The sequence below is a fragment of the Maribacter forsetii DSM 18668 genome (assembly GCF_000744105.1).
In the GTDB taxonomy this organism is placed as follows: Bacteria; Bacteroidota; Bacteroidia; order Flavobacteriales; family Flavobacteriaceae; genus Maribacter; species Maribacter forsetii.
In genome coordinates this window covers 650033-675952 of the sequence record NZ_JQLH01000001.1, presented here as the reverse complement: position 1 = coordinate 675952, position 25920 = coordinate 650033, and the positions used below count along the sequence as shown (strand labels likewise).

Below are 25920 nucleotides of genomic sequence, written 5' to 3'. Positions count from 1 at the left end.
TTAATTTTATTGTTTAATTCATTTATCCATCTTTTATCTACCTTTTTGTCAATAAATTAAGTTAAAAGACAACTATTAAATAGCCTTTGATTACTACCGTATTTAGTAATCTGGTCGAAAATGAACTAAAAGCATGAAGTGTAATAATAAACAAGCTTAAAAACTCAATCTATAGATTAAGTTTTTAAGCTTTATACATGGTGTTTAAATTTTAATAATTTCTAAAAAAGAATTATTCGAAGTATTGCTTTTTATTAGAATAATCAATATCTAAAACTGGATTATGATTCTTTGAAAACTTCGCCCTCACCAAATGTATTGCATAGACCACACCATAATAGAGATACCGTTTAGACATTCGCTTGGGTTCTTTTACTAAACGCCCCAACCATTCTAAGCCTAAATCTCTCCAAACTTTGCTTGGTCTTTCTACCGTACCTGCATAAAAATCAAATACAGCACCTATAGAACAAATGATTTTAGCATTGAGCGCATTTTTATGTGCATGGCTCCATTTCTCTTGTTTTGGAGCGGTCATACCTACAAAAAGCACATCAGGATTAAAACTATTAACCGCCTCAATCATACTTAGATTCTCTTCTTCAGTAAATTGCGATTTAAAAGGTGGCGCATAACTAGCAAATTTTATATTTGGATATTCGCCCTTTAAACGAGACTCTATTTTAGCCAAGGTGTTACTGCTTGCCCCTAAGTAAAAACAAGATCCATAGTTTTCATTTAATCGTTTTAATTGATACTCATGAAAATCTGCTCCTGCTATTTTTTTTATGGAAGCACCATTCAACCATTTTGCAGCTAATGTTATGCCAACACCATCAGGCAGAATAACATCACTACCCAACAACGCTTTTTTAAATTCAGCATCTTCTTCAGCTATACAATAAGAATATTGATTGATTGTACTTACCAAAAGTTTAGATTTTAATGGTAAATTATCAAGTGTAGCCTTGTAAATAGGATAACCAAGGCATAACACCTTTGAGTCAACTTCAGTAAGCATCATAAATTTATAAAAAAGCCCTAATTATAATTTTGTTCTCCCTAAACATGTACGCAATGTTCGCATCAATCTTCAACAACAATTATAACTATATCGGGGGTTAATGGTTGTTCAGACAAATATATTTATTTGGCATGCAACCACAGATTACTTCTGTTAACGTGTAGTAAATTATAGTTATAGCGCAGCTTAAAACATATGCCCTTACACTATCAAAAAAATCAATTACCAAACTTGTAGTATTATTCAAACAACTGTTGTAAGTCGGTGATCCGCAGAAATTTTTAACTTTTATTATACAAGTTGAGGGCTGCATTTTACATTTTAAAATTTATCTTAGCATTCTTAATCATTTAAGAATTAACACATAAGGGATTCTAAATTTTTATTCTGCTTATATTTCCCCCAAATCATATTCTGAATAACGATTTTTAAAGACCCAATTGCTCTTGTAGAAATTTTAATGGCTTTCAATTATAAAGGCATTAATGAATACTTAAGAATTATGATAAGACCTACTTCATTAAAAAACACATTTTACTTTTTTGCTACCATACTATTCTATGCATGCCTATTTGGATCTTGTGCCTCTGAAAAAGACCATGTAGAAGATGGGAATACCTCGTATGAAGAATCAGAAGAACCAAAAGTTATCAATTTTAGTTTTTTAACTACAGATAATAATGGCTTATCCACCGATATTGCTGCAACCCTTGATGAAGAAACAAAAACTATATATGTAGAGCTTGATCCTTTATTGCTCAATATAGACCAACTAATACCTACCATTACCTTATCACCTGGATCTACGGTTAGCCCTATATCAAAATCTGAACAAGATTTTAGCCATGAAGTTAACTATACCGTTACTGCAGAAAACGGTACAACAACTGTTTACAAAGTTGTACCGAGTATCATAGGGAATATTTGCACTTCTAATCTAATAGATTCCGGTCCAATTTTAGTACATACGAACAACCAACGCATAGAAAACCTTTATATTAGAACGTCTGATCAACATGGTATTGAAATTAACAACCATACAGGTGTGGTAATCTCTAATTGTATTATTGAATATACAGGAGGTTTTATGGGAATTAAATTTACAGCTGCCGATAATTTAACCATAAAAAATTGCTCTATTAAATATGTAAATGCCCCTGCAAAAGGACCTTTAGAAGATTCAGAAAGAAACTGTATTGAAGGAATAGCTTCGCAAAATATCGTTATTACAAACCTAAGAGTGGAAGACGGATCAACCGGTATACGATTAAACCAATGTGATGATTCGGTTTTAAGATATATTGAAGGGCATAATATGAGAGGACCTTTTCCACGAGGTCAACTGGTGCAATATGACAAATGTGTTGGCGGACTATTAGAGAATTTTTCTGTCATTAACGATCGTGATGTTGCATGGACCGAAGACAATATAAGTGTCTACAAAAGCGGCGGACAACAAATTAAAAAAGGATTGATCGTTGGTAATAACAGCCCTACCGGTGTTGGTGTATTGTTTGAAGATCAAAATACTGAAGGAGCACGTGGTGGTTTTGGCGGAATTGTAGAAGACGTAGATTTTTTAGAAATGGGTAACGGAGTGGTCTCGTCTGTTGAAGGTTCTAAAAATGTAACTTTTACTCGAATACGTGCCAAACAAATCATTTGTGGCGATTTAGGGCAAAATAGAGGAAAGTCAACGTCAAACTCTTTAATTTTTGCCGCATTTGGCACTACTGCCAATACCGGTGGTAATAGTATAAACGACTGTATTGTATATAATTCATGTAACCCAACGAACATTGTTTGGCCAGAACACAACTTTGACGTAATAGACTTTAGAACAGATGTAGATTTTGAACCCAGAAACCCTATTGTCCTCAACTTTGAATGCCCTTGAGAAAATAAAAATATAACCACCCATTAAGTTATATTTTCATTTAGAATTACCCAACATTTGAATAACCCGGAATTCTTAAAAATGCCAATATCTTTCTTCGAACAATTGTAGTTCTAAAAAAGAATTTAAAATACCTTCGATCAGCTTTCACATCTCTAATAATAAAATTAGGATGCTCTAACGGAAATTTAATTTCAAGAGCTTCATTCTTTTGTCTTTCATCATTAGCACTTATGGTATGTGTAGCGTCTTCACCAAAACCAAGGTTTTTAATCATATTTTGATTTGGAATAATTGAAAGCCCAGAATTAACTAGTTTCGTATAGTCCCACTGATAGTCCCACCAAGTAACCTCTTTAGCATGTATTGTCTTTTCAATCTTACTAAGTCGGTATTTCTTTTCAATGAAGTTAGAGAAGTACTTATCAAAATACCCTTTCTTTTTAAGTTCAGGATAGGTAGAGACTTCATAATCATAGTGCTTCCATGCTCTACGCCAGCTTGCCCAACCCCATTCGTGACTAAAATAAGAGAAGTAATACGAGTAATCTGAATCTGAAACATATCCGTTTTGAAAATTAGAACCACCAATATGCATTATTTGGTTGTTATCTCTATATTTTTCTAACAGTTCTGAACAGAATTTAAAAAAGCTTTCTGATGGTAAACAATCATCTTCTAGAATAATACCTGCTTCTTCATTTTCAAAAAACCAATCAATAGCCGTTTTAGGTCCCTGTCCACAGCCAATATTTTCATCTCTAAACAATGTTTTAACTTCACACTCCCAATCCACTAAATCTACAATAGCTCTAGTTTCTTTACAGCGCTGATCATCTTTACCATTACTTCGTGGTCCATCGGCCGCAACATAAAGTTTTTTAGGTTGCGCCTTTCTTATCATTTCAAAAACCTTTTTAGTTTGCTCAGGTCTATTAAAAATGATAAAAAGTACAGGTGCTTGTGGTGTGGTTGTTCTCATTTTAAATAGTCTTCATTTTTAAACAATTGCCAAATTATTGGGAACAAGGTTTTACCCCACAACAATATAAAAGCTTGTGGTAGGTGTAATGGAAAATGTGTTTTAATAAAATGTAAATATTCTTTATACGATAATCCGGTAGGGCTATACAAATACTTTATTCTATCTTTTAAATTACTCTTTTGAGTTAGCCAATTTACGCCATGATCATTGGTACAATAACCGCAATAAGCACTTGAAATATAGCTGTTAACACCATTTTTTAAAGCCTTTAAAGTATAGTCAAAATCTGCAATACCGTGGGTATAACTTTCTGTAAGAGAACCAATTTCTTTGTATACTGAATTTGGAACCAACATAATATTTGCGTTCCCTAATTCGCATTTCTGAGGAAACTCATTATTTGGTATTAACATTTTACTTTTAAAAGTTAGTTTATTTAAAAGTTGATGACCTCCATAAGATATCTTCTTTGAATCTGGATCTAATGTAGGTCCTATAACAATACTCTTGGGCTCTTTTATTAGTTTTAAGTCTCTAAACAATCTTGAAATAGTATCTTCAAAAATGATGGTATCATCATTTAACAGTAAATAGTAATCTGTATTGTTTTCATGTTCGTTGGCATATTTCCAAGCTTTACGCATACCTCCTGCCCAGAAAAGATCCCCTGAACCTTGAATGATTTGAAGGTTCTCAAATTTTCCCAGTAAATATTCAGTTGTACCGTCTGTACTACCATCATCCACCAAAAAAATCTTTAATTCGTAAGCATCATCCAAAGTACATTTAGACAGTGCTTGCAAACAGCTATACGTTTTCATCTTACGATTATGGCACGTAAGCAAAACGGTAATTATTTTCTTTTCATTAGTTGACATCTTCTCTAATTTATTTCAACTTTTTAAGCTGGTAACTTTCTATTCTTTCTCATTTCTACATACACTTGGTATGGAGCCACTATTAATCCGTTAACGTTGGTAACTACTATTGCCATACATATTCCAAATATTCCATATCCCATTTCAACCGATAAGAAATAAGCAATAGGCACAAAGAATATGATTACGAAAATGGAAATATAAAATTGTAAATTTACCTTGCCCATACCGTTTAGCACGCTAATAAATATTTCTGAAAAACAATTAGAAAGCACTATGAGCACAACACCCAATGAGGTTATGAATGGTATCGTAATAATATCACCGATCCATAAATTATAAATAGTTGGTGCTATCAATAATACAATAATGCTACCCACAGCAATTACAGCCCAAATAAGTAGTAACTTCTTTATTAGTTTCTTTATCCAAGTATAATCATTGTTTACCTGGGCATTGGTTACCGAACTCCAAACCGGACTCAATATGATACCAAATATTAAAGAAGCAACGCTAAACAGCTTAAAGGCTATATTAAACTCGGTTACCTTTTCTGGTGTAAAATATTTACTTATTAAAAAATTACTAGTTTGAAATTGCACCATATATGCAATGTTCAAAAAGAAAAACTTTATACCAAGAGAGAAAATAGACCCTAATGTGTCTGCCGTAGGTTTTTCTATTTTTTGAATTAAATCTCGTCTTTGAACGATAAAGAAATAAGCCGTGAATAAAAATATGGAAAGCACATTACTACCCATAACCACAAAACCCAAATTAAACAATGAAGGTTCTGAAAATTCCCGTAAGTACAATATACCTATTAACCCAAGTGCATTACCTACCAAAATTGTTCTCGCAATCATTGCCGGTTTTTGTAATGCATACTGTACAGGGTTATAAATTTGAAAAATGAATTGTAAACTAAAAAAGGATATCAACAAAAACACCAACTGCTGTAATTCTGCTCGGTATGATGCATCTACGCCCAGAAATTCATCCCATTTAATTTGATCCGTAAATACTACATTGAGTATAAAAATCACTGTTGAAATAAGTATTAAAACCGCAGCTGTAGTATGTATTAATTTTCGCTGTTCCTTAATATCATCTAAGGCAACAGCTTCTGCAAATTTATTTCGCAATCCATTACCAAAACCAATATCCAACAAGGTAAACCAGGTTAGTACAGAACTAAGTGTTAACCAAATACCGTATCGTTCAGCATTTACAAAATTTATGACCAAAGGAACAAACAAAAAGTTTATACCTGTACCCAACCCTCTTAAAATCAATGAAGAAAAAACATTCTTGACCAACAAATTAGTCCTAGAATTCCCTTGAAAATAAGATTGAATTATTACCCGTATGGAATTAAACCTTTTTATCATTATAAATTATTAGGTTTTTGCAATTCTAAATATTTTGTATGGTAATTAAAGGATAAAGCTGAAAAATTCTGATTTTTAAATGCTGGTAAAAATATAAATAGAACACATATAGGCAGCATAAGTATAGGTTCACCAAAACTTAAAATTATCAATATCAATATAGCGTAGGCAACGTACTCCATTTTTCTTAAATAAACCTTACACAGTTTGCCATATCGGTAAAGCAAGACAAAAAGCCCTACCACACCAAACTTCGTGATAAAATCCATTATACCATTTGATATATTGACATTATATTCATTAATATAATATTCATCGTACTGGTTACTGACCCCTAGAAAAAGTTTCCAATTGAATTGCTCATAAAGAAAAATTACACTTGCAAATCTATTCAATGGTATTTGTCTTTCAACATCTTCATAATAGACGGATAACTGCTCCAATTCTCTTAAATCCCTAATATCCTGATCGTAAATTTCAACAATCTTCTCTCCTAAAAAAGGCACATTAGGTATGGCAATCGCAAAGACTAACGCAAAAACGATTATAGCCATCTTACTACCCTTATTAAGTACTCGGTATCTTAGAAAAAATAATAGAAACACACCTAAATAGGCAGTAGTAGAAACTGTCGTTAAAATTGCCAGTGTGATGATAAAAGCCTCCTTATTTAGTTTGAAGTCATTAATTAGAAAATTGAATAACAACGCCAAAGTCAAAAACGAACCAAAGGCCCCAGGTTCCCAACAAAAGCCAGAGTTTCTATAATAATGAATATCATCAAAAGTGAAAAATATAAAGTTTGTATATCTAAACGATTCATCATCTACGGTTACACTCTCAAAGGCGGTACCAATTGCCTTTACTATAGCACCATTCTGAACCATTTGAAGTGCGTAGAACACAAGAGAAACAATAGCTAAATGCGAAATTACTTTCACCAGGTAATACAGGGCTTTCTCTCTTAATATCACACAAAACAAATACGCCGTTAAAACGTATTTAAAAAAATAAAATACATCGCTGGTAAAATAGTCAGACGGTAATTTGTTCAACTTAAAACGGAACATTATGTAAACAAAATAAATACCGACGCTTATTAAAAAAAACTGAACATCTTTTTTCTTGAACCTTTTTAAATGAAAGGCAACAAAAATCATAAACACCTCTAAACCAAACCACGCCACATTATATTCAACTAAAAAATTGGCTTTAGAAGAAAACAACAGGAAAAGTAAAACTACAAGGTAGTATAAATTCATTCTGGTTTTTTACGTGAGGTTATATGACTTAAGTCTTTCAAAATTTACTTGGCAGAAACATCGTTCATTACCACCATTGGGTTCTTGAACTTTTTATTTGTTCTAACGTCTTCTATTATGCCTAAATCTTCTAACTTAGAGTGTTTTTCACGTACCATATACAAACAACAGTCTGTATATTTAGAAAGCGCAAGAGTATCTGCCAACTTACCTATTGGTGCAGAATCGATTAAAATATAATCGAATTCTTCTCTCAACTGTGCCATTAACTCCTCCATTTTCTTTGAACCAAATAATTCTAGTCCGTCAATCTGTTCTGACCCTAAGCCAATAGCAAATAAATTAGCATTGTCTTTGACCGGCACCAAAATATCATTTACCGTAATGCTATCATTAGACTGATTAAGATAGTTGGAAACACCAAATTCGTTTTTAGTTTCGCCTAAAGTTTTAATTAATTCTGGATTATGCTTGTCTAATTCTAAAATCACAACTTTAGAACTTGATGACGCTAGTGCTACACCCATGTTCGAGGAGAAGAATGTTTTTCCTTCACCTTTAATTGCAGAGGTTACCAACACAGTCTGTGCTTTCTTTTTAGATAGAATAAAATCTAAGTTCATCCTCATCATTCTAAAACCTTGAGCCAGAGCACTTACTTCATCCCCTTTTTCAATTAGATTTTTACCAGATGTATTATGGGCAATTTCACCAATTATAGGAACGCTGGTTCTTTTTTCAATATCTTTTTTACCCAACACTTGGGTATTCATAAAATCTTTTAAATGAATTATTCCAACAGGTAGGGCAAGGGCTAACAATAAAGAGATTAGCACGTATAATTTCTTACTGGGAGAACCAGATTCGTAGTCGGTAATTGCCTTATCAATAACTGTAAAATTATCTTGCTTGGCACCTACCATTAGGGCAGCCTCTTCTCTTTTTTGAAGTAGATATAAAAACAGGTTTTCCTTTATACCTTGTTCTCTACTTATTTCAAGTAATTGACGTTGCATTGATGGTATTTTCTGCTTTTTTTGTGCAAATTTATTAGACCTATTTCTAATACTACCAATAGTACTTCTTAAGCTCTGCTTAGATGTAGAAAGGCTACCCAAAATATTACTCTTTAGTTGAGATAATTGATCTCTTATATCAATCATTCTAGGGTTATTTTCCGGGACCGTTCTTTCTAAGCTTTTTCTATCAATCTGTAATCTGTTGTAACTATCGATCAAGTAGGTCAAATTAGGACTAGATACACTCAATGAATTTAATGTAGCCCCTTCGTTTCCTCTCCTTAAATTACGCTCTATATCACTTAACACCTTAAGTTCAATTTCTGACTCTGCCAGTTTACGGTCATAATCAATTTCTTGTTCAGAAAAAGAAGTAACATCAAATTCAACGTTGGCCAGTTCATTCTCCGTTTTAAACTGAGCAACGTTCATTTCAACTTCGCTAAGTTCTGCAGAAAGCGTGTTTAAACGGTTATCTATAAATTTTACATTGTTCAATGCCAATATATTCTTCTGTAAGAATGCTTTTTGGCCGTACATTGCCACCAAACTATTTATTATATCTTCACCCTTTTCAGGATTTGATTCTTTCAAAACAATATTTATAACCGAAGCATCTTTATTTATCACATAAATTTCTAAAGCCTTTTTCACATAATCGTGAGCCAATTCATCAATATCCCTGAATTCAACCGTAAACTCTGAGTTCTCTGAGGTAACATTTTTGTTTTCTACTATATGAAAGGTTCCATAAGGCTTCTCTATCTTATAGCCATAGTTATATCTATTATAGCCATAACTAGAGCTCATAGAACTTTCCTCATCTGATGAACCATCAAACTCTTCTGAAATACTAAAACTATCTTCCCCTTCTAATTTTATCTTAAGGGTTGTATCATAAGCTAAAGGAAATATAGTATCAACAACAATCTTAAAAGGTAGCTCAGGTCCATATAATTCAGTCTCAGGGAAAACACCTGGAGCAATAAATTTGCATTGCAACGACAAACTATCCAATACAGATCGCATTAAATGAACAGAAGTAAGCACTTCAATTTCGTTATTTACTTTTTCTGAATTGCTGAACGGGTTGTTGTTCACCAAGTTATTACCAGAGGCATCAATATTAGAAGTTTCGTTCTTTAATAATATTTTACTGGTTACGTCATAAGAAGTATTGACAAATTGCAAAGCAATAATTGCCAATACCATGAAAACAATCAAAGAAATCAGAAATAATTTCCATGATTTAAGGTATTTGCTAAATAGTGCTTTCAAATCAAAATTTTCTTCATTATCTCTAGAAGACAGTTGTGAATCGAAATATTCCTTTTCAGTCATTACGTTCAATTTAATGTGATCATTAGACTACGGTTACCATAACTACTTATACGCTATAAAATCTTAGCGACTAAGAAAACCGTAAGCCTTAAATTTTTGTTTATTTTGGAATGAAAACTAGAAACTAGCTATAGAAATTACCGCTAATGATAATGAACCTAAGATGATAGAGAACCATTGCGTTGCATTAGAAGTATTTCTAACTTTTCTATCGTTAGGCTGTACATAAACGATATCATTAGGCTGTAGATAATAATTAGGTGAAGTAAACAATTCATCTGAGGTCAGATCAATTCTCTTAGTACTTTTAACACCATCTTCTTCGCTTATCAACAAAACATTATTTCTCTGTGCGTATATAGTCATATCACCGGCCATACCCAAAGCTTCAAGCAATGTCACTTTTTCATTAGGAATGGTAAAGACCGAAGGTTGATTCACCTCACCTAAAACAGACACCTTAAAATTCATAAACCGAATATCCACTATTGGCTCCATAAGCAATCTTTTCGAAATCAATTCTTCTCTGATATATTCTCTTAACTCTTTTTTAGTTAAACCAGAAACTTCTATTTTCCCTAAGACCGGGAAACGAATAAAACCATCTTGATCAATTAAATAGCCAGGAGCTTGAACACCACCAGCATTATTTGCAATATTGAACATCTCTGTCACCTCAGCATTTAAACTCGTAATATTTATACTCAATAGATCGTTCTTCTGTAAAATTGGCTCTAAAGGCTCAAAGTAAGAGGCAAACGTATTATTACCTACTTCATTGAAGTAAGAGGATTTTTTAGCGCTACCACAAGACGTAATTTGCAATGCTACTACAAGTAACAAAGAAAATTTAAGCAAGTTAACTTTTGTATTTTTAAGGTTAATTGGGGAAAATTCAGCTTTCATAAAATAATAGTTTGTAGCTTATAGTTAATTTACATAGTGAACATCAAAATTAATTCAAACAGAAATCTGTTTCATCTTAATTCCGATATCCTAGTTTATATAATCGTCGTAATAAAGAAATACCGTAATTCTAACCTAAATAGTGTGCAGGTAAAATTAAGCAGAGAGCACTTTAACGGCCTGCAGCGATGTTTACCCTTATTATAGAAAAAGCTTAAAACTGTTTACTGACATAAAATCCGATAATATGGTAGAGCTGATTTTAGTTACGGTCATGTTATCATTAAAAATTAATTGCTCTGTGGCCATATGGCATTTGTATTCTGGATCTAGAACAATCTCCTTTAAATGGTACGGCGTATTACCTATTAGTGTAAAATTATTGGCAATATCAAAAGAATTTAAAGGAATATGCAACCCAGCCCCATTAGATTTGACTACGGCTTCTTTTTGGGTCCAAAACGTAAAAAACTGCTCTAGTGCATTTGCCGATGCATTGATTGATTCGTATTCTGTCTGGGAGAATTGATCTTTAAAATCTTGAATATTGATATCATTGATTTTCTCCACATCAACGCCAATCTCACCCACAGATGTAATTGCGCAAACAATTACATCCTTAGAGTGTGAAATGTTGAATTGAATAGACGAATTTTCTAAAAAGGGCTTTTTGTCCTTTGAGAAACTGATCTTGAGGTCATCTACATCTACTTGATACAAATTCTTTAATCCGTAAGCTAAGAGCAACCTACCTAATACGGTCGATTTTGCATCTTGCCAACGTTTATATTTAGAGTACTTACTTACAAAATCAGCCGAAAATCGATGCTCTGCATTAACAAAAAAAGAATCGTTGTCGTCATCGGTTAAATAAGTATACAGTACATGCGTCATCTAAATAGTCATATCTATTATTTAAACTATACTTATTTTTTTAAATATCAATTTTCATGTAACCACCCTCTTGGCTAGCATCTGCAACATACCAAGCTGGCTGGCCTTTTTCATCCCTCCCTAAACGAGCACCAGGAACCGGAGGTGTATTTAGTTTTTCAAAAGACGATTGCGAGCTAGCAACATGATTACCGTTTACACTTTCTTTAGAAAGAATACCTACAGCCACCAATTCGTCTATTGAAGACAATAAGGTATTCATTAAGAAATCTACATCATCACTCGTATACGCAGTGGTCAAGAAACAAGGGAAACCGTCCCAAATATGAATACCTTTTTCACGCATACTAACGAATAGTAATTCTGAATACGGAATGTCTTTCTTGAATTTCAATCTCCATAGAGAACCAAAATAAGTAATTTCTATAGGGAGTCCGTCTTTTGCAAAAGCAGCATTCAAGTTTTTAGCCATACGTTCTGTCATAGCAGATACATTTGCTTGCAGACTTGGACCTTGTTCTTTCATATGAAGTAAGGCTGCCTTTGAAGAAGCCAATGCTAATGGGTGACGAACAAAAGTACCAGCAAAATAAGTAACGCCTACTTCAGGGTACGAATCATCTCCATATTCCCAGAATCCACCATCTAGGGCATCCATGTATTCTTTTTTACCTACAATAGCACCAATGGAAACTCCGCCACCCATAACTTTACCATAGGTAGCTAAATCTGCCTTGACATCAAATAATGCCTGAGCACCACCTGGGTGCATTCTGAAACCTGTAATAACTTCATCGAAAATAAAAGCAATCTCTTCTTTAGTAGTTAGTTCTCTTACATTCTTTATAAATTCAATAGGCTGAAACTCTGGTCTACGACTTTGAACAGGCTCTATAAGTACCCCTGCAATTTCATGAGCTCTATCCTTTATTATTTGTAAACTTTCTTCTGTACCATAATCAAGTATCAACATATTCTGTACAGCTTCTGGCATAATACCCGCAGCAGCCGGAAACGTTTTTTTCTTTTGGGAACCTCTTACAATACCCTCATCGTTAATACCATGGTAAGCACCTGTAAATGCAACGATAAGCGAGCGCCCGGTAACCGTACGTGCAATTCTCATAGCTCCAAGAACCGCTTCTGATCCCGTATTACACAAAGCAGCTCTATCATGACCTGTAAATTCGCATAAAAGTTCACAAACCTCACCCGCTAAAGGGTGTTGAGGTCCAACTTCATAACCTAATTCAATTTGGTCATGCATGGCTTTTTTAATGAAATCTGGTTGATATCCAAAAAAGCAAGAACCAAATCCGTTTAAAGCGTCTATATATTCATTACCATCCACATCCCATAGTCGGTTACCAGAAGATTTACCGATCACTACAGGATATACTAATTCTTTAGTCAATGGTTTAAACCCAGATACTACTCTAGGATCTGCCATTTTAGCTCTATTGTCTTGAGCATAATTTTTACTGCCAATGGTTTTGGCATTGTACTTTTCTGTAAGTTCTTTTAGGTACTGTGATTGCGCCTGATCCAATCCCGTTGACTGCTTTTCAATTCTTGGTGATGCACCAAACGGTTTTTTATGTTCAAGTTTTTCTTGTTCTGAACGAGAATCTAAGCTAGCCGATCCGTTTACCACTTTTGCCTGCACAGGTTTTGGGGCAGCAACAGGTTGTGGAGCTGGAGCTGGAGTATTGCCTTGCAGCAACTGAAGTTGCCTACTTAATAAGTTAAGCTGTTCACCTATTAAGCCTATAGCCGTTTGATTGGTAGCGGATGTATTATAATTAGCAGGAACAGCTTGTTGCACAGGATTAACAGCGGCAACTGGCTGAGGAGCCGCTTCTACAACCGGTTGTGGTGCCATTACATCTGACGGTAAATTCTTATCTAAATAATTTGCTAGAAGCTCAGGCGTATTAATGTCTTCATTTAGCTGTCTAAATGTAATCGGAATTTTAAATTCTTTTTTACAGGTAATAGCCATTTGTGTTAGAATTAAAGAATCTAATCCTAATTCTAGAAAGCTACTGTCTTTGTCGGCAACTTCAAGCTCAATTCCGTATGAATTTGAAATTAGTTCTGAAATCTTGTTTAAAATAGACACGTTTCTCATTGGTGCGGCACTTTTTGGTTTTTCTATTATTCTAGTTATTGGCTGATCGGCATTCAAATGGATTCTTTCTTTAGGTAAAGAAACCAGAGGGTCGATCCAGCATGGTTTACGGTCAAAAACATAGGTTGGTAATCTAAGTTTTTGCCTTTGTTGGTTATTATAAAAGGCATTCCAATCTACGGTAAGACCAGTTAGCCATAATTGACCTAAAGCTTTTAATACCCCGTGATAAGAATTCTCTTCTTTTTTAGGGATAGGTAATGAAGCTAAAGATTTAATATTTTTTGCGCCTTTGTTCTGACGACTTAAGGTGGTAAGCGTATTACCCGGACCCACTTCTAACAATACCACATCTTCTAACTTCACTATGGTATCCATAGCATCTGAAAAACGTACGGTATCTCGTAAATGGTTCGTCCAATACACAGGATCAACAGCTTCTTCATTTGTAAGCCAAGTACCTGTAACGGTAGATATTATTGGTAATTGCGGAGAATTTAAATTGATATTCTTTACCTCTTCACCAAATTCCTCTAAAATAGGATTCATCATAGAAGAATGAAAGGCATGACTTGTTGCTATTAAACGATATGGTAAACCTTGCTCTTTTAACAGCTCACTAAATTTCGTTATCTCATCATCTTCGCCAGATACTACGCATAGCTTTGCTGAGTTTACAGCTGCTATAGATAATGTCTTAGGAAGAATTTTTTCTAGGGATTCTTGGTTAATCCTCACGGTAAGCATACTCCCTTTTGGAAGTCCGCTTACCAATATACCTCTCATTGAAACTAATTTCAGGGCATCTTCTAAACTGAAAACTCCCGCTAAATGAGCTCCTACAAATTCGCCAAGACTATGTCCGCATAATACAGTTGGTTGTATTCCCCAACTCATCCATAATTGTGAAAGCGCATATTCTATGGTAAATAAAGCAGGTTGTGTATAACGGGTATCTTTTAACTTATTTTCCGCTTCCTCAGAATTGGCATCCTGAAAAATGATTTCCCTGATATCTACCTTTATAGTATTTAACAATAAATCGGCACAAACATCTACAGCTTCCCTAAAAGTACTTTCCCCTTCATAAAGGTCTTTGCCCATATTTAAATACTGGGAACCTTGACCCGGAAGTAGAAATACGATTTCACTTGGCACCGTTTTTACAATTGAAGATTGTGTAGCCTTTAAGTCAGTATTTACTAAAACCTCAGAAGCAGTTTTTGCATCATCGGCTAAAATAAATCTGCGATTATTGAAACTAGCTTTGGTGGTACTTAAAGTATAAGCAACATCTGCCAAATTCAATTCTGGCTGACTATCAATATGTTCTTTTAATACACTTTCAAAACCTGTTAAACTTGTAGTTGTTTTTGCGGAAATAGGCATGATTTGTAATGGACGTTGAAATTTGGAAGTCTTTTGCTCTATTTCATACTCCTCTACCACCACATGCACATTGGTACCACCTACGCCAAAAGAACTTACACCAGCTCTTCTAACACCCTCAACATTCCAATCCGTCAAAGTATTATTAACATAAAACGGACTGTTTTCAAAATCTATTTCCGGATTCGGTTTTTCATAACCTAAAGAAGGCGGTATTACTTTATAATTGAAAGCTAGAATAGTTTTTATCAATCCTGTTACACCGGCAGCTGCAGTCAAATGACCCATGTTACTTTTCACAGACCCGATTCCGCAGAAATTCCGCTTCTCTTGTTCTCCAAAAGCAAGGTTTAATCCGTCTATTTCTATAGGATCACCTAATGGTGTAGCCGTACCATGTGTTTCAATATAACTTATGGTCTCTGGTGAAATATTAGCATCGTTAATAGCCGCTGCTATAGCATTCGCCTGACCCTCTGCACTAGGTGCCGTAAAACTCCCTTTATGTCCACCATCATTATTGATACCAACACCTTTTACAACTCCGTAAATAATGTCGCCATCTTTCTTCGCTTCTTCTAAATCTTTCAGTATAATAGCACCCGCACCATCACTAAAAACGGTACCTCTTGCTTGCGAATCAAAAGGTCTACAATGACCATCTGTACTCAACATAGATCCTTCTTGATACAAGTGACCGCTGTTCATTGGGGCAGTAATACTGGACCCACCTGCAACAGCAATTTCACATTGTCCGTTACGTATGGCTTCCACCGCTTCGGCAATTGCCAATAACGATGTAGAGCAAGCGGAATGTACACTTACCGCCGGACCTTTTAAATCTAACTGGTATGCCGTTCTTGATGAAATATAATCTTTTTCGTTTGCCGTATCTAACTGCAATTGACCAATAGTTTCTACGACTTCGCTATTAGGCAATACATTCTTTTTGTAATATGTATTTGTACCCGTACCGGCATAAACCCCTACTCTACCTTTATAATGTTCAGGTAAATGACCAGACTCTTCAAGTACTTCCCAAGCCAGTTCTAAAAATAGACGTTGCTGAGGATCCATTGCTTCCGCAAATTTCGGAGTCAGCCCAAAGAAACGGGCATCAAATGTTTTCGCTGACGGTACAATACCTCTTGCAGCAACATACAAAGGATCTTTTCGTGTTGCCGCAGGAATGCTCTGATCTAATTCTTCTGGGGAAAAGAATGAAATTGTTTCTTTTCCGTTCTTTAAAACATCCCAAAATTCATCAATGTTATTAGCTCCTGGAAATCTGCCTGACATAGCAATAATTGCTACATCCTTAGATGAATTGGCATCCTTTTTCTTATACTTAAATTCCAGAGGTGCATTCTTCTTATTTCCATCAAGAAATAATGATAGAGATGCTATAGTTGTATATTGATATAATTTGGTTACGGGTATACGAATACCTGTGGTTTTCATCATGGCATTAGTGACCTTTTGTGCCATAAGCGATGTACCGCCCATCTCAAAAAAGTTATCATCTAAACCAATGCCCGATATACTTAATTCTTTCTCCCAAATAGCAGCAATATTCTTTTCTACTTTGGTCCGTGGCTTTCTAAAAATCACATCTGAGCTTGACCTTTCATAAGAAGGTTCAGGTAATTTAGTTTTATCAATTTTATCGTTGGCATTGGTAGCAAACTCATCTACCCACATAAAGAAAGCAGGTACCATAAATATGGGTAACTTTTCTTCTAATCCCGATTTTAACTCACTTATTGACGGTTTCTCACCATTTGCCTGCATATATGCAACCAATCGTGTTTCACCATCTTTATTGGTATTGGCTAAAACAACCGCTCTTTTAACGCCCGAAATTTCATTTAAGGTAGATTCAATTTCCCCTAGTTCTACACGGTGACCACGTATTTTTACCTGATGATCAATTCTACCAACGAATTCAAAGTTTCCATCAGACAACAAACGCACTAAATCTCCTGAACGATACATTTTCTCTCCTTGTAAAAAAGGATTTGCGCCAAACTTTTGTTCGCTAAGTTCTGGTCTGTTTAAATAACCACGTGCCAGACCATAGCCAGAAACACATAACTCTCCAATAACACCTATAGGCTGTAATTGATCTTGAGCGTTTACAACAAACGTAGATAATGTACGTATAGAATTACCAATATTAGAAACATTGGTTCTAATGTCTTCATCATCAATCATTTTAAAGGTTACAAATACCGTAGTTTCCGTTATACCATATCCGTTTACAAACTGTATTGCTGGGAATCTCTCATGCCATTTCTCTAAATATTTAGGAAATAAAGACTCGCCACCAAAAATGACATATCTTAATTTTAAATCGACTTCGCCATCAGGTAAGCTACCCATGATATTTAAGAAAGAGGATGGAGTTTGACTTAAAACGGTAACCTTCTCTTTAATAACCAAAGACATAAATTCATAAGGATCCTTAATTACCAAACTTGAAGGAACAATCAATTTTCCACCAAATAAAAGTGCTCCGTAAATTTCCCAAACCGAGAAATCAAAACAGTAGGAATGGAACATGGTCCACACATCAGTTTCATTAAAATCGAATAGCTGATTATCATGCACGAACAAACTAACAATGTTTGTATGCTCTAACATTACCCCTTTGGGGTTACCCGTTGTACCAGAAGTATAAATGATATAAATTAAATCGGTTGGTTTTAAATCAACGCTTGTAATTTCTCCTGTAGAATAATCATCTATTGTTGCATTAAATTCTTCTATTGCAGCTGTGTCTACCGTAAAGTCACAGTTACTATCTTCTTTTATGTATTCTTTTCGTTTATTAGGGTAATTAGGGTCAACCGGTACATATGCAGCACCAGCTTTCATAATACCGACCATACTTACAATAAGCCATTCGCTTCTTTCAAGAATCAAACAAGCCAAATTCCCTTTTACGGCTCCTTTTTTCTTTATTAAATAAGTTGCAAATTGGTTGGATAATCTATGAAGCTCGTTATATGTTAAACTTCTATCTTCATAAACTACAGCTATTCTATTAGGTGTCTTTTCTGCTTGTTCATTTAATAGATCAACAATTGTTTTTTCTCTTGGGTAATCTACATAAGGTGCGTTGAAATCATTCAATATGGTAGAATGCTCCTTTTCTAAAAGCACATCAATATATCCAATAGCCGCAGATGGTTGTTCCATTATACGTGGAACCACATTTTTAAAGTGTTGCATGAACTGTACAATCACATCTTTATCAAAAACATTTTCGTTAAAAACTATTTCAAATTGTATATATTCATCACTAACATTCAATAATACTTGAATATTTGAAATAGAGTCAACCGTACCTTTAAACTCAATGACATCAGTTGCACTATTTTCATTTGAAATAGCAGCTTTATAATTAATGGACAACACAAAGTCCAGAAGTGCATTTTCACCGTTCTCCTTTACAAGATTAAAATCTTTGATTAATTTATCGGTCGGGTATGGATTTGCTTTATTTGAAGCAAGTATTTTTTTTGTTTGATTGCTTAGCGTATTAAAGTCTACAGTTGGGTCTATTGTATTTCTAAAAAGAGATAAATTATTTTTTACATCTTCATCAATAGCTAAGCCAAATGCGATATCTGATTGATTGGTGTACCTCTGCAAAAGAACGCTTAATGCGGTAACTAAAAAAGATGTTTGACCACCGCTAGCGGTATAGGCTTTAATTTTACTGGTTACATCAGCAGAAAATTGAGTACGCAGCAACGACCCCTGACCCACGCATTCTTTTACCGTAAGCTTTCTACTTGGCAGATCCAATAATTTTATATCATCTAACAAAATATTCTTCCAGTATGCTACCGTAGAATCATTTATTAAAATTTCTTTTTTGGCTTCCATTATAAATTAATAATTAGGTATAAACTTATGGGGGAATGTTATTTACAAATCTGTTATATTAAATTTCAATACAACCGTGCTCTTCAAGCACATTTTAATGAATATTCTTGAACAAATATTGTACATGAACAATGAAGTAAAATTACTGAATATCATAAACATTTCCATTTTAAATAAATAAGGTATTTGCCATTATATTAAAAATGCAAACTTATAAAAACCTGAATAACAATATTTTACATCAAATAATTACACTAATATTGACATGAAGTATTATTTAATACAGCAAAATTTCATCGAAAAAAAATGACGTTCTTCGAACCTGAAACATGAAGAAATAATATGAGCGTATACATCAGGTTCATCTACATATTTCTTCGGTCAATGACCGAAAAAAAATATGCATTTATCGGAACGTATTATAAAATGGGTTCGACATATTGGTTAATATTGTATACCAATTCTTTTTTGACTTAAAATGAAAAGTAAAATTGTAATTCTTGTCGGTAATATTTTAATATTTTTAATGCCAAAGAAAGCAAAAGAATTTGCATCAAACGGTATGACAATTACTGATCAGAAGTCGATTAGTTTTATCAATCTTTTCATGCGTAAGTCTCTTTTAAAGAAAGCCGAAAAAAAACAAGACTATGTTAAGCTTTCAGAGTTTCACGAAGCGTACTGGAAAAAGTAGGGTGCCAACTACTTTTCTGCTAACGATGATGCTTTTGAAAAATCGTTTCTACCCGAATGTACTTTTCTATTCGATTTATTAGAGTTAAAATTATCTATGGAGAAACACAATTTCAACACCATGGTAGAAATTGGCTGCGGAAATGGATAAGTACTGAACTATTTAAGTACTAAATTTCCAACTATTGATCGCTTTGTAGGTATAGACCTTAGTCAACAACAAGTATCTATGAACAAAGATACTTATGTAGCAAATAAAAAACTTGAATTTGTAGCTTCTGATGGTTTTGAATGGGCAAATTCCCATGCCACGGAAAATATGATTTTTGTAACCTCTAGAGGTGTGTTAGAGTACTTTACAGAACCTAAACTACAAGAATTCTTACATGGATTAAATGCCTTGGGCAAAACAATCTTTATAGCTATTGAACCTAATGGAGTAAATCATAATTTAGAAACTGATAAAACATCTCAACCTTACGGATATGAGCGCTCATTTTCACATAATTATGAGGTTTTATTCAAAACCGCCGGCTTTAACCTATGGCATAATACTAAAAAAGACAAGGACTTAGATTTTTACTTAAGGTATATGGCTGCAGACAACTACAGTAATGTAACAGCTAAAGCCTCTGTTCTTTCCAAAGCTCTAGCAAACTAGTTTAGCCTTAATTATTAATATCCAAAACCTTTTGTAAGGTTTCCGCCAAGACTTTATCATTTGGCGGACTAAACATACTTAAGTGATCTCCTGGTACGTAATGTAACTCAATTCCATCCTTGGCAAAAGATTTCCAACCAAGATTTACACTATCGTGCGTATAATCAATAACATCTTCAATTCTAAATAAGTCCACCTTTATGGACAATGGTTTTAAATGATACCTATCTACGACCTTATTATGTGCTATAATTCTGCTTTCATATTCCCAATCATATGCTGTTTTGGCTTCTGCAGTTTTATCTTTCTTTAATCTTAAGTACAACTTCTTCAAGTTAGTTTTAGTGACTCCTACCCTATATTTAAACCCCTCTACGTTTGATAATTGTTTTAAAACATGCAAGGTTTTATTAGCCAAATAATTACCGTAAGCCAACTTTTTACCTATACTCGTACTCTTACCATAATGGGCATAAGCATACGTATCTAACAGAGCTAAAGCAGAGATCTCTTCTCCTTTTGCCATTAATTGTTTTGCCATTTCAAAGGCAATAATACCTCCAGAAGAATAACCAGCCAACTTATATGGTCCTTTTGGCTGTGTTGCCAGAAGAGCTTCATTATAGTGGGCGGCAATTTCTTCTACAGAGGATAATAGCGACTCTTTACCATCTAAACCTTTTGCCTGAAAACCATAAATGGGCTGATCAGGGTTCATATGATCTTTAAGTGTTTTAAAAGAAAGTATATTTAAACCTGCACCATGAACTATAAACAATGGCGTTATAGATCCTTTTGGCTGAATTGGCACCATAGAATCCCAGGTAATCGTGTTTTCTTCTATTTTTAATAAACTTGCCAGACTTTTAACGGTTGAATATTCAAATAGAGATGATAATGGTAAACGTTGACCAGATTTCTCTTCTAACCGCGTCATCACTTTAGCAGCGATCAGCGAATGCCCTCCTAGTTCAAAGAAGTCATCGTTTAAATTAATGGTATCTATAAACAAGCATTCTTTCCAAACATCTGAAACTAATTTTTCCGCTTTAGTAAACGGTTGAATGACCTCCTCTTTATTCGCAACAAAATTCGTGTCTTCCGGAAGACTTTTTCTATCTAATTTTCCATTTAAGGTAACTGGCAATTCATCTAATTTAATATAATCATGAGGCAACATAAAAACTGGTAATTCTGCCGCTAATTCATTTTTCCAAAGCATGACATCACTATCCCAATCATCACCCTCATAAACCACGTATGCCTTTAACCCATTGTTTCTAACATTGGTGGCAGCAGATTGTATTCCTTTTAATTTACTTAAAGAATGTTCAATTTCGCCTAGTTCAATTCTATGTCCACGTACTTTAACTTGTCCGTCTTTACGACCTAAACATTCAATTTGACCATTAGGTAAAAGTTTACCTATATCTCCAGACAAATACATCTTGGAACTAGCCCCGGTCTTGAATGTATTATTTACAAAACGTTCATTGGTCAATGCTACCTGACCCAAATATCCATTGGTTACTCCATCACCGCCAATTGCAATCTCACCAATCTCCCCTTTTCTTACAGGTTTACCATTAACGTCTAGAATATAAATACCGGTATTTGCAACGGGCTTACCAATGGTAATTGGATCATCTTGTTCAGAAATTTTTGTTAGTATACAACAAACTGTGGTTTCCGTAGGACCATAAATATTCCATACCTCATCACATTTTTCAAGTAATTTCAGAGAAAGCGGTTTTGAGACCGGTTCACCGCCAATAAGTGCTTTAATGTGTAACGGTTTTTTCCAACCAGAATCCAATAATATTTGCCATATAGTAGGCGTTCCCCAAATAACGGTGATGTTATCTTCAATTGCTTTTTGTAATAAAAGATGTCCGTCTTTTCTAGTTTCCTCATCAACCAACACGACACTGGCACCATGAACCAACGGCAAGAAAATCTCCATTACCATGGCATCAAAAGATATAGTGGTGGTGGCAAATATTTTATCATCTGGTGTAATACCAGGTTCTTCCCCCATTGAATACAGAAGGTTCACAACATTATTATGTGTTACCTGAACCCCCTTGGGCTTTCCTGTAGATCCAGAGGTGTATATAATGTACGCGCCTGCATCAGAAGAAACGTTCACATTTAATACGGTATCACTAGTTTCGTTAGCTTTTATTCTAATATCCTCAATAAAAATAGCGCTAACACCGTGTGCCAACTTTTCTTTAGATTTATCACAAATAAAGAAGGTAGATTCCGCATCTGAAATCATTAACAACGTACGATTGTCCGGGTAGCCAGTATCAATGGGTACATACCTGGCACCGCATTGTAAAATAGCAAATAATGTTGCAATTAAATCTGGTGATCTTTCAAGTGATATTGCAACAGTATCTCCTGGTCTTAAGCCTTTTTCCCACAAATAAACAGCAGTACTATTTACTTTACGTTGTAGCGCTGCGTAGGTTACTTTTTCCTTCTTAAATTCTAAAGCAATTGCAGTTGGCGTAGTAGTAGCCTGTTTATATAACAAGTCATGAAGGGTTGTTTTGGGATATGCCAACTCTTTACCCTTTACAATACTGCTTTCATCTGTTAGGCTCAGTATTTCAGACAACTTGGTATTGGGTTGTGCAATCAATTTACTTAAAATAGTATTGAAAGTTGTGCCCATTTCATAAATGGTACTTTCTTTGAATAAGTCGGTATTATAAGACCATTCTAGCACTATATTATCTTTTGACCCAGTCGCGTTCAAGAACAGCTCAAACGTTTCATGTTCTCGCTCATTACTATGATATTGATACGTAAGACCTTCAAAAGTAACGCCTTCGTCCAAATCCATATCCACATTAAAAACAACGGGCACTAGTGGTACTCTGCCAGGAATTCTAGAAATGTTAAGCTTCTTCAACAAACTACCAAATGATAATTCTTGATTTTCAAACGCATCAAAATTGGCAGATTTTCTCTTCTTTAAATATGTTATAAAACTGTCGTTGATATCAAGGTCACTTTTCATGGGCAGCAATTTTACACAATGACCTATTAAATGTTTTGCACCCATAGACGACTGCCCTGCAACCGGTAAGCCAAGAACAATACTATCTTTCTGTGTAGTCTTATAAAGTAAGAGCTCAAAAGCTGCCATTAAAGTTAGTACCAAACTAGTATTTCCTTTAATACCTGTTTGCTTAATCCCTTTAACTATATTTTTATCTAATAATTGATTGATTCTTGCCCCATTATAGGTTCTTTTATTAATCTCTTTAAAATCTATAGGAAGATTTGTTTTAGGAATATTATTGTGATAAAGATGTAACCAATATTTTTCGGTTTGATCAAATTCAGCACTTGATTTTATTTCATTTTGATGGGCAACATAATCAGTATAAGGTACGGCATCAGGCAGGTTGTGTTGTACATTCTTAACTCTTGCAGAATACAAAGCACCTAATTCCTGCATTATAATACCTAAAGACCAACCATCACAAACAATATGATGTGTGGTCATAATAAACTGAAAATTGTAAACATCTGTTTTAAGGATAGCAAATCTTATGAGCTGCTCTTTAGTTAAGTCAAACGCCTTACCAATATCTTGTTTCGTATAGTTCTTTATTGCAGTTTCTTTGTCCAGAGTCGGTAAATCAGAAAAATCTTGTAAATCTATATTGGCGATGATAGAAGAAAATACATTAATGAATTTTCCATCAGGACTAAAGACAGATCGCAGAGATTCATGCCTATTTATTAGCATATCTACAGACCATTGCAAAGCCGCAACGTCAAGCTTTCCTTGAAACGCTATTGTTAATGAAAGGTTATAGGCCTTATTTGCATCATCACCACCAAAATAACAAGAATACCAAATTTCTTCTTGTGCATCTGTAGTATGCAAAATATGCTTTAATTCTGGTCCTTCAAAAGGGTTAAAATATGTAAGTACTTCCAAGACTCTTTAATAATATAGGTTAGTGTATTTAAGAATATGGGGGCTCGTACATCTAAAACGTATAACAACAGTTTAAATAATACCGCTATAACGCTGTATTGAAGGTACGAAATTCTTTATTTACAGGGATAAATATATTTATATTCCACGGAAAACGAATTTAGTTTCGCTAATGTGTAAATAAAAAGAGTTGTCTGTTTCAATGATACAAAAAAAGACGTTTTATAAATCCACAAAATTCATGGACAACGAAGTAATTACCTCTGTGGAAAAATAAAAATAAATACCTATATAAATTAACGGGATTTAAACTTCAAGTAAAATAAGACATAAAAAAGTTCTGAGTTTATTATTAAACTCAGAACTTTCTTATTTATACATCAATTGAGTAGTTATTATACATACTACCAATTCTAATTACTTAAACCTTCAACAATCTTTCGGTCATTAATTTAGCGTACAGAATTTGATTTTGTTCTATAGAATTGAATGTACTTTGAACTTTTACATTCTTAGATATTTCACGAGCCAATACCTTATTGGCTTCATTAGTTTTAGCACCTTTTCTTACCTTAAAATACGGTTTTAGGTGCATGTAGCAATTCTCAAGAGAAACTAACTTTTTCTTCTGACAAGGAGACATTAGTTTCCCGTTTAAAATGTTAGATATCATCATACGGTGGTTTAAATTGATAAAATAACGGGGAAAAACAATAAAAATTATAAATCTAAGTGCAGCTTTCTTTTCTAATAAATCAGCAAAGAAACTTTAAGATTAGATGAAATAAACTTAAGCTAAATATCAACAACTTCCCTTAAAAAATGTATAATTTATTAAATTTTAACATTATTTACAGTTATTTCATAATAATAAAAGATGCATACACGTACAAAACAAGTACACCAAACTTATAAGTATGCTACTTATCAAATTAAACAGAACAAAAAACAAAACAAGCTATTTACATGTCCACGCACACCAGAGAATTTAATCAATTGTTCAAATTCACCATTATGCTCAAAGCTAGTAAGACAAAGACTACAATGAGATTTTGTGAAAACTATTTCAATTAAACAATAGTTTTCTAAATGATTTAAAAAAGAGCATTAAATTCCACAAAAGCTTTATCCATTATCAACAAAGAAATGTTGCATTCTTGAAGGTTTCAATAGCTTAATTTTATATTATCATGTAAAATAGATACTTCAAACACAGTTTATCGAATAAATCAATAGTTGGCCTAAGGTTTAATTTTTTTGAGCGATATTACTTAAATAATATTCTAAATTTGCCTCACAACCATTAACCATAGTTAGTACGATCATTAATGATTTTTTTCAATGATAATTGATACAAACTTTTAAATAATTATAATCTAGGTAGTGGTAAGGTTTATATTTACTATTAAAAACTAGTTATAATAACTTTAAAAACAAATGATTCTCCACACTCCTTTAAACTTCTCAAGTATTCTTACGGTTAAAACAGAAATTCATTTTCGAATGATTGGTTTTGTGGGTGCATTTAATCAATACAGAATTTTAAATCTATTATTATCTAAATTTCAAATAAAGCATTTAGATAATCAAT

General features: G+C 33.9%; 14 protein-coding genes. 3 read left to right on the top strand and 11 right to left on the bottom strand.

Annotated elements, in window-relative coordinates:
• Positions 1-232: 232 nt before the first annotated feature.
• On the bottom strand, positions 233-1024 hold the full coding sequence (locus tag P177_RS02825; RefSeq protein WP_084684614.1) for a WecB/TagA/CpsF family glycosyltransferase: 792 nt from the start codon (positions 1022-1024) through the stop codon (positions 233-235).
• 502 nt (positions 1025-1526) lie between these two features.
• Here P177_RS02825 and P177_RS19285 point away from each other — a divergent pair.
• Complete coding sequence (locus P177_RS19285) at positions 1527-2921, top strand: right-handed parallel beta-helix repeat-containing protein (protein ID WP_167333090.1); 1395 nt, start codon at positions 1527-1529, stop codon at positions 2919-2921.
• A 46-nt stretch (positions 2922-2967) separates the two neighbouring features.
• Here P177_RS19285 and P177_RS02815 read toward each other — a convergent pair whose 3' ends face one another.
• The 8 genes from P177_RS02815 to P177_RS02780 all read right to left on the bottom strand — a co-directional run bounded on the left by P177_RS02815 (position 2968) and on the right by P177_RS02780 (position 19011).
• Positions 2968-3903, bottom strand: coding sequence for a hypothetical protein (locus P177_RS02815; RefSeq protein WP_051941686.1), 936 nt, complete (start codon positions 3901-3903; stop codon positions 2968-2970).
• A complete protein-coding gene (locus P177_RS02810) occupies positions 3900-4784 on the bottom strand; it encodes a glycosyltransferase family 2 protein (RefSeq protein WP_036151615.1) in 885 nt (294 codons plus the stop codon). Before P177_RS02810 ends, P177_RS02815 begins: the two co-directional genes overlap by 4 nt.
• Positions 4785-4807: 23 nt before the next feature.
• Positions 4808-6175: an oligosaccharide flippase family protein gene (locus P177_RS02805; RefSeq protein ID WP_036151613.1), complete on the bottom strand. Its 1368-nt coding sequence runs from the start codon at positions 6173-6175 to the stop codon at positions 4808-4810.
• The gene (locus tag P177_RS02800; RefSeq protein ID WP_036151611.1) at positions 6175-7437 is read right to left on the bottom strand and encodes a hypothetical protein; all 1263 of its coding nucleotides are present in this window, start codon (positions 7435-7437) and stop codon (positions 6175-6177) included. The genes P177_RS02805 and P177_RS02800 overlap by 1 nt, the downstream gene beginning before the upstream one ends.
• 44 nt (positions 7438-7481) lie before the next feature.
• A complete protein-coding gene (locus P177_RS02795; RefSeq protein ID WP_036151608.1) occupies positions 7482-9797 on the bottom strand; it encodes a GumC family protein in 2316 nt (771 codons plus the stop codon).
• Between the two features lie 117 nt (positions 9798-9914).
• A complete protein-coding gene (locus P177_RS02790; RefSeq protein ID WP_084684612.1) occupies positions 9915-10703 on the bottom strand; it encodes a polysaccharide biosynthesis/export family protein in 789 nt (262 codons plus the stop codon).
• 201 nt (positions 10704-10904) lie between these two features.
• On the bottom strand, positions 10905-11597 hold the full coding sequence (locus tag P177_RS02785) for a 4'-phosphopantetheinyl transferase family protein (RefSeq protein WP_051941684.1): 693 nt from the start codon (positions 11595-11597) through the stop codon (positions 10905-10907).
• A 40-nt stretch (positions 11598-11637) separates the two neighbouring features.
• The gene (locus P177_RS02780) at positions 11638-19011 is read right to left on the bottom strand and encodes a hybrid non-ribosomal peptide synthetase/type I polyketide synthase (protein ID WP_084684610.1); all 7374 of its coding nucleotides are present in this window, start codon (positions 19009-19011) and stop codon (positions 11638-11640) included.
• A 526-nt stretch (positions 19012-19537) separates the two neighbouring features.
• Between P177_RS02780 and P177_RS02775 the strand changes: the two genes are divergently transcribed.
• On the top strand, positions 19538-19705 hold the full coding sequence (locus tag P177_RS02775) for a hypothetical protein (protein ID WP_157486432.1): 168 nt from the start codon (positions 19538-19540) through the stop codon (positions 19703-19705).
• A 228-nt stretch (positions 19706-19933) separates the two neighbouring features.
• Positions 19934-20365, top strand: a complete 432-nt coding sequence (locus P177_RS02770) for a hypothetical protein (protein WP_036151605.1) — start codon at positions 19934-19936, stop codon at positions 20363-20365.
• 7 nt (positions 20366-20372) lie between these two features.
• On the opposite strand, the gene P177_RS02765 is transcribed toward P177_RS02770, so the two are convergent.
• On the bottom strand, positions 20373-24329 hold the full coding sequence (locus P177_RS02765) for a non-ribosomal peptide synthetase (protein WP_036151603.1): 3957 nt from the start codon (positions 24327-24329) through the stop codon (positions 20373-20375).
• A 421-nt stretch (positions 24330-24750) separates the two neighbouring features.
• Positions 24751-25005, bottom strand: coding sequence for a hypothetical protein (locus P177_RS02760; protein ID WP_157486430.1), 255 nt, complete (start codon positions 25003-25005; stop codon positions 24751-24753).
• Positions 25006-25920: the final 915 nt, after the last annotated feature.

Bases quoted from the DNA above. Each gene is read 5' to 3' on its own strand.
- P177_RS02825 (WP_084684614.1), bottom strand. From the start codon at position 1,024: ATGATGCTTACTGAAGTTGACTCAAAGGTGTTATGCCTTGGTTATCCT.
- P177_RS19285 (WP_167333090.1), top strand. From the start codon at position 1,527: ATGATAAGACCTACTTCATTAAAAAACACATTTTACTTTTTTGCTACC.
- P177_RS02815 (WP_051941686.1), bottom strand. From the start codon at position 3,903: ATGAGAACAACCACACCACAAGCACCTGTACTTTTTATCATTTTTAAT.
- P177_RS02810 (WP_036151615.1), bottom strand. From the start codon at position 4,784: ATGTCAACTAATGAAAAGAAAATAATTACCGTTTTGCTTACGTGCCAT.
- P177_RS02805 (WP_036151613.1), bottom strand. From the start codon at position 6,175: ATGATAAAAAGGTTTAATTCCATACGGGTAATAATTCAATCTTATTTT.
- P177_RS02800 (WP_036151611.1), bottom strand. From the start codon at position 7,437: ATGAATTTATACTACCTTGTAGTTTTACTTTTCCTGTTGTTTTCTTCT.
- P177_RS02795 (WP_036151608.1), bottom strand. From the start codon at position 9,797: ATGACTGAAAAGGAATATTTCGATTCACAACTGTCTTCTAGAGATAAT.
- P177_RS02790 (WP_084684612.1), bottom strand. From the start codon at position 10,703: ATGAAAGCTGAATTTTCCCCAATTAACCTTAAAAATACAAAAGTTAAC.
- P177_RS02785 (WP_051941684.1), bottom strand. From the start codon at position 11,597: ATGACGCATGTACTGTATACTTATTTAACCGATGACGACAACGATTCT.
- P177_RS02780 (WP_084684610.1), bottom strand. From the start codon at position 19,011: ATGGAAGCCAAAAAAGAAATTTTAATAAATGATTCTACGGTAGCATAC.
- P177_RS02775 (WP_157486432.1), top strand. From the start codon at position 19,538: ATGCCAAAGAAAGCAAAAGAATTTGCATCAAACGGTATGACAATTACT.
- P177_RS02770 (WP_036151605.1), top strand. From the start codon at position 19,934: ATGAACAAAGATACTTATGTAGCAAATAAAAAACTTGAATTTGTAGCT.
- P177_RS02760 (WP_157486430.1), bottom strand. From the start codon at position 25,005: ATGATGATATCTAACATTTTAAACGGGAAACTAATGTCTCCTTGTCAG.